The sequence below is a fragment of the Micrococcus sp. HMSC31B01 genome (assembly GCF_001816085.1).
Taxonomy (GTDB): Bacteria; Actinomycetota; Actinomycetes; order Actinomycetales; family Micrococcaceae; genus Micrococcus; species Micrococcus luteus.
On the sequence record NZ_KV825365.1, the window covers coordinates 1 to 8,891 of the forward strand.

Here is an 8,891-nt window from a genome sequence, read left to right on the forward strand (position 1 = left end):
CGGCGCACCGGACCGGTGCGCCGCCGTCGTCGTGTGCGGCGCGGGGGTGTCGGCCCCGCCCCGCGCGGCGTGATGGGATGGGCCGCATGCCCCAGACCACTACGCACGCCCCCGTCCCGCCGTCCGTTGCCGCCGAGCCCGTGACCCGCCGCCACCACGGCCACACGTTCCAGGACGACTTCGAGTGGCTGCGCGGCAAGGCGGAGCCCCGCGTGCTCGAGCACCTGGCCGCCGAGAACGCGTACACCGAGGCCGTGACCGCGGACCAGGCGCCGCTGCGCGAGGCGATCGTCGGCGAGATCAAGGCCCGCACGGTGGAGACGGACCGCTCCGTGCCCGCCCGCCGGGACGGGTGGTGGTACTTCGTGCGCACCCGCGAGGGCGCCGAGTACCCGATCCACTGCCGCGTGCCCGCACGCGACACCGGTGACCTCGAGGCCGACTGGACCCCGCCCGTCATCACCCCGGACGCCGCCCTGCCGGGCGAGCAGGTGATCCTGGACGGCAACGCCGAGGCCGAGGGCCACCCGTTCTTCGCGCTCGGCGGCCTGCACATCAGCCCGGACGCCACCCGGGTGGCCTACGCCGTGGACCACACCGGCGACGAGCGCTTCACCCTGCGCGTGCGCGAGATCGCCACGGGCGAGGACCTGCCGGACGCGGTCGAGAACGTGGCCCACGGCGTCCGCTTCGACCGCTCGGGCACCCGCGTGTTCTACACCGTGTGGGACGACTCGTGGCGGCCGTACCAGGTCAAGGCGCACGTGCTCGGCACCGACCCGGCCGAGGACGTGCTCCTGCACGAGGAGGCCGACCCGGGCATGTGGACCGGCTTCGAGGGCGTCGCCGACCGCACCCAGCTGCTGATCGGCGTCGGCAACTCGGAGGTCTCCGAGACCCTCGTGGTCGATCTTCCGGAGGACCCCGCCGCACCCCTGCCCGCCCCGCGCGTGCTGATCCCCCGCGCGTGGCGGATGCTCGCCGACGTCGAGCCCGTCACCGACGCCGACGGCGTCCGCCGGCTGCTCGTGGTCCACGACCGCGCCCTGGACGACGACGGCGCCCCCGTCGCCGCGCCCAACGGGATGCTCTCGGTGGTCGCCGAGGCGGACGTCGCCGACCGCGGCGCCTGGCGCACGGTCGTCCCGCACCGCGAGGACGTGAAGGTCGACGGCGTCATGGTCACCCTGACCCACGCCGCCCTGGCCGTGCGCCGGGAGACGACCCCGCGCGTCGTCGTCGCCGAGCTGGACGCCGTGCTGGCCGGACAGGCCGCGCACTGGCGCGAGCCCGCGTTCGACGAGGAGCTCTACGCGTGCCATCTGTCCGCGACGGCGGCCGAGTCCCCGTTCCTGCGGCTGGCCTACACGTCCTGGATCACGCCCGCGCGCGTGCTGGACGTCTCGGCGGCGACAGGCGAGGTGCACCTGCGCCGCGAGACGGAGGTGCCCGGCTACGACCCGGCCGACTACGTGGCCGAGCGGGTGTGGGCGCCGGCCTCCGAGCCGTCGTCGGTGACCGGGGAGGACGTGCGGATCCCCGTCACCGTGATCCGGCACCGCGACGTGAACCCGGACGGGACGGCCCCGTGCGTGGTGTACGGCTACGGCTCCTACGAGCTGTCCATGGACCCCGTGCTGGGTGTGGCCCGGCTGTCCCTGCTGGACCGGGGCGTGGTGTTCGCGGTCGCGCACGTGCGCGGCGGCGGCGAACTGGGCCGGCGCTGGTACGAGGACGGCAAGAAGCTGGCCAAGCGGCACTCCTTCACGGACTTCGTGGACGCCACCCGGCACCTCGTGGACCTCGGCTGGGCGGACCCGGCGCGCGTGGCCTGCATGGGCGGCTCGGCCGGCGGCCTGCTCATGGGCGCGGTGCTGAACCTCGCGCCGGAGCTGTACCGGGCGTGCCTGGCCGTGGTGCCGTTCGTGGACGCGCTCACCACCATCCTCGACCCGGAGCTGCCGCTGTCCGCGCTCGAGTGGGAGGAGTGGGGCAACCCGATCGAGGACGCGGCCGTGTACGAGGCCATGCGTGCCTACACCCCGTATGAGAACGTGCGGGCGGTGGACTACCCGGCCATCGCCGCGGTGACCTCACTGAACGACACCCGCGTGCACTACGTCGAGCCGGCCAAGTGGGTGGCCCAGCTGCGGCGGACGATGACGAGCGACCAGGCCACGCCCCTGGCCGAGGGCGGCGCCCCGATCCTGCTGCGCACCGAGATGGACGGCGGCCACGGCGGCGCGTCCGGCCGGTACCAGGGCTGGGAGGACACCGCCTGGGAGTACGCGTTCCTGCTGACCGCGCTGGGGGCGACCCGCCGCGTGGTGTGACGGGGGCGGGGTGTTCGCCCGGAACCGGTCAGTCTCCGGCCTCCCCGGACCCGTCGCCCGCGCGGACCTGGGCCAGCGCGTCGGCAGCGCGCAGCAGCGCCAGGTGGCTGAACGCCTGGGGGAAGTTGCCCGCCATGCGGTCCTGGCCGTCGTCGTACTCCTCGGCCATGAGGTCGAGGTCGTTCGCGCACGCGTCGAGCCGCTCCATGAGGGCGTCGGCGTCGTCCAGGCGGCCGGTGCGCGCGTACTGCTCCACGAGCCAGAAGGCGCACGCGAGGAACGGCGCCTCCTCACCGGGCAACCCGTCGGAGCCGTCCGGGCGGTAGCGCAGCACCAGGCCGGTGTCCGTGACGAGCTCCTCCTCGATCCGCCGCACGGTGGCGAGCATGCGCGGGTCGTCCGGGGGCAGGAACCCGGTGTGGGGGATCTGGAGGAGGGAGGCGTCCACCGCATCCGAGCCGTAGGTCTGGGTGAAGTGGCCGTCCGCGTGCACGCCGCGGGTGAGGATCTCCTCCCGCAGCTCGTCCCGGTGGCGCTCCCACGCCGCGGTCTCCGCCTCCGTGGCGGGCACGCCGTGGGTGGCCACGGCGTGCAGCGCACGGTCCAGCGCGGCCCACATCTTGACGCGGCCGTGCGTGAAGAAGGCAGGCTCCCCGCGCATCTCCCACAGCCCGTGGTCCGGGTCCTCCCGATGCGCGACGACGCGCTCCACGAGCCGCTTCTGCAGCGGCCAGGACCACTCGTCCTCCGGGACGCCGGCGTCCCGGAGGGCGCACAGCGCCATCATCACGGTGCCGATGACGTCCGCCTGCCACTGGTCCGCGGCGCCGTTGCCCACGACCACGGGCCGGGAGTCCGCGTGGCCGGGGAGGTGCTCGAGCTCGCGCTCGGGCATGTACCGCTCCCCCGAGAGCGTGTACATGACCTGCACCTCGTGGGGCTCCCCCGCGATGGCGCGAAGCAGCCAGTCGCGCCAGGCCGTCGCCACCTCCACGTGTCCGTACGCGAGCAGGGCCTCCAGTGCGAGCGCCGTGTCCCGCAGCCACACATAGCGGTAGTCCCAGTTCCGGACCCCGCCGATGTCCTCCGGCAGGCTCGTGGTCGGGGCCGCCACGATGCCGCCCGTGGCCCGATGCGTGAGCCCCTTGAGCACGAGGAGGGACCGCTGGACCCGATCGGCGAGCGGGTCGTCCGCCCGCGGGGCCTCTCGGGTCGACTCCTCCAGCCAGCCGCGCCATCTGCGCACGGTGGCCTCCAGCACGTCCTCGGCGCGGGGCGCGGAGGGGGCCATGCCCCACGCCGGGTACCAGGTCAGGCACCACTGGGCGGACTCCCCGGCGACCAGCTCCGTCGTGCCCTCGTGATGCCCGTCCACCGGCTCCAGGTCCGGCCCGTGCACCGCGAGCGCGTCCCCGCCGGCGACGACGGCCAGGAACGACTCCCCGTCTGCGTCCTCCTGACGCGAGACCCACGGCTCGACCTCGCCGTAGTCGAGGCGGGCGAACACGGACTGCGTCACGCGCACGCGTCCCGCGAGGCAGCGGACCAGCCGCATGACGTCGGCCCGCGGCGCCGCCTCGGACGCCCCGGTCCCGTCGGGGCCGCCGTCGTCCCCCTGGGCGTCCCCCACGCCGTCCGCGTCCATGAGCGGCATGAAGTCCAGCCCCTCGGCCTCCCCGGACGGCGACCGCCAGAGGGTGCGCAGCACGAGGGTGCCCGGCAGGTAGGCGCGCTCCGCGACCTCGCCGTCCTCGATCCCCAGGCTCCACTCGCCGTGCTCCCGCGTGCCGAGGAGCGAGGTGAACACCGAGGCCGAGTCGAAGCGGGGCAGGCACAGCCACGTGATCGCCCCCTCCCGGGACACCAGTGCCCCGCTGAGCTGGTGGGACAGGAAGGCGTGGTCGTCGATGCGGGGCTGGGCGCTCATGCAGGGCAGTCCATCACCCCGGGGGGAGGCGGGGCCAGTCGAGGGCGCGGCGTGGACCCACGACGACGTCACCGAGAGAATGGCGTGGTCGGCCGGGTCCCTCCCGGCCGCCGCCCGCGCACCCGCCCCGCTCCCCCGTTCCGTTCGCCCGCCCCGTCCAGGAGGACCCATGCCCGACGTCCAGAACCCCTGCCCCGCCGGAGCATCCCCGGCACCCGACGACGACCGGGCCGCCGCGTCCGTGGCGCTCGTGATCGTGGGCGCGACCGGTGACCTGACCCGACGGCTCCTGCTGCCGGGGCTGGCCCGGGCCCTCACCGTCCACGACCTGCCGGAGGTGACCCTGGTGGGCTCGGCCCACTCGGACGGCCATTCGCTCGAGGAGTGGCGCGGCGTCATCGAGGAGGCCGTGGGAAAGACGGATCTGGACGCCGACGCACGGGCGGGCCTCGTCGAGCGCGCCGTCTGGCGCACCGCCGACGCCTCGGACCCCGAGGACCTGGGCGCCCTGCTCGTCGCCGCCCGCGAGGCCGCCGGGGAGGAGGCCGTCGTCGTGCTGTACCTGGCGCTGGACCCGGACCTCGCCGCCGAGGCGTGCGCGGCGCTCGAGCAGGTGGAGGACCGCCCGGAGGGGCTGCGCATCGTGCTGGAGAAGCCGTTCGGCTCGGACCAGCGGTCGGCGCGCGAGCTCAACGCGCTGCTGGGGCGGATCGCCGAGGAGGAGGACGTGTTCCGCGTGGACCACTTCCTCAGGGAGTCGATGGTCTCGGGCCTGCTCACCCTGCGCACCGCCAACCGCGTGCTGGAGCGCGTGTGGAGCGCGGCCGACGTCGAGCACGTGGACATCGTGGCGGACGAGTCCCTGGCCCTGGAGGGGCGCGCCGGGTTCTACGACGGCACCGGGGCTCTCGAGGACATGCTCCAGTCCCACCTGCTGCAGGTGCTGGCCATGGTGGCCCTGGAACCCCCGCGGCGTCTCACCCCGGACGCGCTGCAGGACGCCGTCGTCGAGGTGCTGCGGGCCACGCGCGTGCGCGACGACGACGCGGTCGCCTCCTCGCGCCGGGCCCGGTACACCGCGGGGACGGTGGGAGGCCAGGACGTGCCCGACTACGTCGCCGAGGAGGGCGTGGACCCGGAGAACGGGACCGAGACGCTCGCCGAGGTGGAGCTGGAGGTCCGGACCGACCGGTGGGCGGGCGTGCCGTTCCGGCTGCGGTCCGGCAAGGCGCTCGAGCCGCGCCGCTGGGAGGTCGTGCTCTCGCTGCGGCCGCCCGAGGGGGTGCCCGCGGGGCTGGAGGCGGCCGCGGGGCGGGAGCGGATCGTGGTGGGACTGGACCCGCGGGCCCTGCGGGTGGAGCTGGCCGTGGACGGGCCGGACACCCCGTTCGTCGCGGAGCGCAGCGTGCTCGCGGCGGACCTGGCCGAGGAGGACGTGGACGCGTACGGCGAGGTGATGCGCGGCGTGCTCACCGGGGATCGGATGCTCTCGGTGGGAGGCGCCGCCGCGGAGGAGTGCTGGCGCATCCTGGCCCCCGTGATCGAGGCGTGGGACGCGGGGCGGGTGCCCCTCGACGAGTACGCCGCCGGGTCCTCGGGGCCGGAGGACTGGCCGGAGAGGTGATCCGCGGGAGTGACCGTGGGTCGCACGGCGGCGAGGGGGACGGCGTCGTGCGGTGCGGGCCGGCGGCTCCGCCGACTGTGGGCGGCCCACCCCCGTCTCGCCCGGCGGGCCTAGACTCGGGCCCCATGAGCACCCCGCAGCCCGACGCCGCCCGCCCCGACCGCGACCGCCTGCCCGAGCAGGTCTCCGACATCTTCGACCCCACGCGCTGGCGCGTGGTCGAGGGCTTCGACTTCGAGGACCTGACCTACCACCGCCAGGTGGAGCGCGACGCCGACGGCCGCTGGGTGCGCGACCTGCCCACGGTGCGCATCGCCTTCGACCGCCCCGAGGTCCGCAACGCGTTCCGGCCCGGCACCGTGGACGAGCTCTACCGCGCTCTCGACCACGCCCGCATGACCCCGGACGTGGGCACGGTGCTGCTCACCGGCAACGGCCCCTCCCCCAAGGACGGCGGCCACGCGTTCTGCTCCGGCGGGGACCAGCGCATCCGCGGCCGCGACGGCTACCGCTACGCCGAGGGGGAGACGGCCGAGACCATCGACCCGGCCCGCGCCGGACGCCTCCACATCCTCGAGGTCCAGCGCCTGATGCGCACCTCCCCCAAGGCGATCATCGCCGTCGTGAACGGCTGGGCGGCCGGCGGCGGCCACTCGCTGCACGTGGTCGCGGACCTGACCCTCGCCTCCCGCGAGCACGGGAAGTTCAAGCAGACGGACGCCACCGTGGGCTCCTTCGACGCCGGCTACGGCTCGGCCCTGCTCGCCCGGCAGGTGGGCCAGAAGCGCGCCCGCGAGATCTTCTTCACGGCGCGCGAGTACTCGGCCGAGGAGATGGTGGCCATGGGCGCGGTGAACGAGGCCGTGGACCACGAGCGCCTCGAGGAGGTCGCCCTCGAGTACGCCGCGGACATCAACCGTCAGTCCCCGCAGGCCCTGCGCATGCTCAAGTTCGCGTTCAACCTTCCCGACGACGGCATGGCCGGCCAGCAGGTCTTCGCCGGCGAGGCCACGCGCATGGCCTACATGACGGACGAGGCCGTGGAGGGCCGGGACGCGTTCCTGCAGAAGCGCGACCCGGACTGGTCCGCCTTCCCGTACCACTTCTGACCGACCGCCACGGCAGGACGGGGACCCGCCCATGCTCGCACTGCTCAACGACCAGCCCATCCTCGTCCTCATGGCCACCGTCGCCCTGGGCGCCGCCGTCGGCACCATCCCCCTGGGCAAGATCCGCCTCGGCGCCTCGGGAGCACTGTTCGTGGGCCTGCTCGTCGGGGCGGTGCTGCCCGACGTCGGCGACCGGCTGGCCCTGTTCCAGAGCTTCGGCCTGGCCCTGTTCGCCTACCTGATCGGGCTCGGCGCCGGCAAGGTGTTCTTCCGGGACCTGCGCCGCAACCTGCCCCTGATGCTGGCCGCCGTCGTCGTGGTGATCCTCACCGCCTTCACGGTGCACCCGCTGGCCGCGCTGCACAACCTGGACCTGCCGACGGCGATCGGCGTGTGGACGGGTTCGCTCACCGCGACGCCGGCGATGGCGCTGGCGAACCAGCTCACCGGCGGGCAGGCCCCGGCCGTGGGCTATGGGCTTTCCTACCTGGTGGGCGTGGTCGGCACCATCATCGCGATCACCCTGCTCGCCGCCCGCCCGTGGAGCAGTTCCCCGCGCGATCCGGCGCCGGTGACCGACGGCAAGCTGCGCTTCACCGCCGCGGTCGCCACCTCCGCCCTCGCCGTGCGGGAGATCCCCGGGATCTCCGAGGGGCTGGTGCGCGTGGTGGCGCTGCGCCACGGCGGCGTGGCCCGGATCGCCGGCTCCGCCGACCGGATCGAACCCGGGGACGAGGTCGTCCTGGACGGCACGGAGAAGAACATCGACGCGGCCGTGCAGGCCTTCGGCCGCCGCACCGGCGCCGACCCGGCGCGGGTGATGAACCCGCTGCAGACCTCCATGGTCATCGTCACCGCCCGCGCCCTGGCCGATCGCCGCCTGGGCACGCTGTCCCTGCGCGAGCGCTTCGGCACCGACGTCGCCCGGCTGCGGCGCGACGACGTCGAGTCGCTGGCCACCCCGCAGACCGAGCTCAAGGTCGGCGACCGGGTGCTCATCGTGACCACCGCGCCGCGGATGGAGGCGGTGCGCGACTTCTTCGGCAACTCGACCCGCGGGCTCTCGAACCTGGACTGGATCTCCCTGGGCACGGGCATGGCGCTGGGCTACCTGCTGGGCATGGTGACAATCCCGCTTCCGGGCGGGGCCTCCTTCTCCCTCGGCCCGGCGGCCGGGTGCATCCTCGTCGGCCTCGCCCTCGGTGCGATCGGCCGAACGGGACCCACGGTGTGGGAGCCGTCCACGGAGATCGCGCTGACGCTGCGGCAGTTCGGCCTCATGCTCTTCCTGGGCGTGGTGGGCCTGGCCGCCGGCCCGGCGTTCATCGAGACGGTGTTCACCCGGGTCGGCGGGCTGGCCATCCTGATGTCCGCCGTGCTCACCGCGCTGACCGCGGCCCTGCTCATCGCCGCGGCACGGCTGCTGGGGCAGTCCGTGGATCGCACCTACGGGGCGCTGGCGGGCATCACGGGCCAGCCGGCGATCCTGGACTACGCGCTCTCCCGGTCCACCGACGCCCGCGTGACCGAGGGGTACGCCCAGCTGTTCGCGCTGATCATGGTGGTCAAGATCGCCACCGTGCCGTTCATGCTCTGACCGGCCGGGCGGATCCGTCCGACCGTCGGGCCTCCTACACTCGGGGCCATGCCCGCCACCGCCGATGCCCTCGCCCGCGCCACGGACGCCCTCGCGGCGGCCTTCGACGGCGGCGCCCCCGTCGAGCTGACCGCCGACGGCGCCGTCCTCGCCCGACCCGAGGCCCGCGATTCACTCCGCTGCGGCGACCCGGACGCCGTCGCCGTGGTGCGCACCTCCGGGTCCACGGGCACGCCGAAGCAGATCGTCCTGACCGGCGCGGCCCTGCGCGCCTCGGCCGCGGCCACGGCCCGGCGGCTCG

Annotated in this window: 5 protein-coding genes and 1 pseudogene; 5 read left to right on the forward strand and 1 reads right to left on the reverse strand. The window is 74.6% G+C overall.

Features of this window, described 5'->3' with window-relative positions; translation table 11 throughout:
- Positions 1-86: 86 nt before the first annotated feature.
- Positions 87-2,333: a S9 family peptidase gene (locus HMPREF3105_RS10865; RefSeq protein ID WP_036316702.1), complete on the forward strand. Its 2,247-nt coding sequence runs from the start codon at positions 87-89 to the stop codon at positions 2,331-2,333.
- Positions 2,334-2,361: 28 nt separating this feature from the next.
- On the opposite strand, the gene HMPREF3105_RS10870 is transcribed toward HMPREF3105_RS10865, so the two are convergent.
- Entirely contained in the window at positions 2,362-4,260 is a 1,899-nt protein-coding gene (locus HMPREF3105_RS10870; RefSeq protein WP_070709599.1) for a glycoside hydrolase family 15 protein, read from the reverse strand.
- A gap of 169 nt (positions 4,261-4,429) precedes the next feature.
- Here HMPREF3105_RS10870 and HMPREF3105_RS10875 point away from each other — a divergent pair, with 169 nt between their 5' ends.
- The 4 genes and pseudogenes from HMPREF3105_RS10875 to HMPREF3105_RS10890 form a co-directional block, all read left to right on the forward strand.
- The gene (locus tag HMPREF3105_RS10875) at positions 4,430-5,884 is read left to right on the forward strand and encodes a glucose-6-phosphate dehydrogenase (protein ID WP_083325339.1); all 1,455 of its coding nucleotides are present in this window, start codon (positions 4,430-4,432) and stop codon (positions 5,882-5,884) included.
- A 125-nt stretch (positions 5,885-6,009) separates the two neighbouring features.
- Positions 6,010-6,993, forward strand: coding sequence for a 1,4-dihydroxy-2-naphthoyl-CoA synthase (locus tag HMPREF3105_RS10880; RefSeq protein WP_051995303.1), 984 nt, complete (start codon positions 6,010-6,012; stop codon positions 6,991-6,993).
- A gap of 31 nt (positions 6,994-7,024) precedes the next feature.
- Positions 7,025-8,590 (forward strand): aspartate:alanine exchanger family transporter, encoded by a 1,566-nt coding sequence (locus tag HMPREF3105_RS10885; protein WP_036382950.1) that lies wholly within the window; start codon positions 7,025-7,027, stop codon positions 8,588-8,590.
- 48 nt (positions 8,591-8,638) lie between these two features.
- Positions 8,639-8,891, forward strand: a pseudogene (locus HMPREF3105_RS10890) (acyl-CoA synthetase); the annotation flags it as partial.

What these genes read in the sequence shown, in the direction of transcription:
- HMPREF3105_RS10865 (WP_036316702.1), top strand. Translation starts at nt 87, where the DNA reads ATGCCCCAGACCACTACGCACGCCCCCGTCCCGCCGTCCGTTGCCGCC.
- HMPREF3105_RS10870 (WP_070709599.1), bottom strand. Translation starts at nt 4,260, where the DNA reads ATGAGCGCCCAGCCCCGCATCGACGACCACGCCTTCCTGTCCCACCAG.
- HMPREF3105_RS10875 (WP_083325339.1), top strand. Translation starts at nt 4,430, where the DNA reads ATGCCCGACGTCCAGAACCCCTGCCCCGCCGGAGCATCCCCGGCACCC.
- HMPREF3105_RS10880 (WP_051995303.1), top strand. Translation starts at nt 6,010, where the DNA reads ATGAGCACCCCGCAGCCCGACGCCGCCCGCCCCGACCGCGACCGCCTG.
- HMPREF3105_RS10885 (WP_036382950.1), top strand. Translation starts at nt 7,025, where the DNA reads ATGCTCGCACTGCTCAACGACCAGCCCATCCTCGTCCTCATGGCCACC.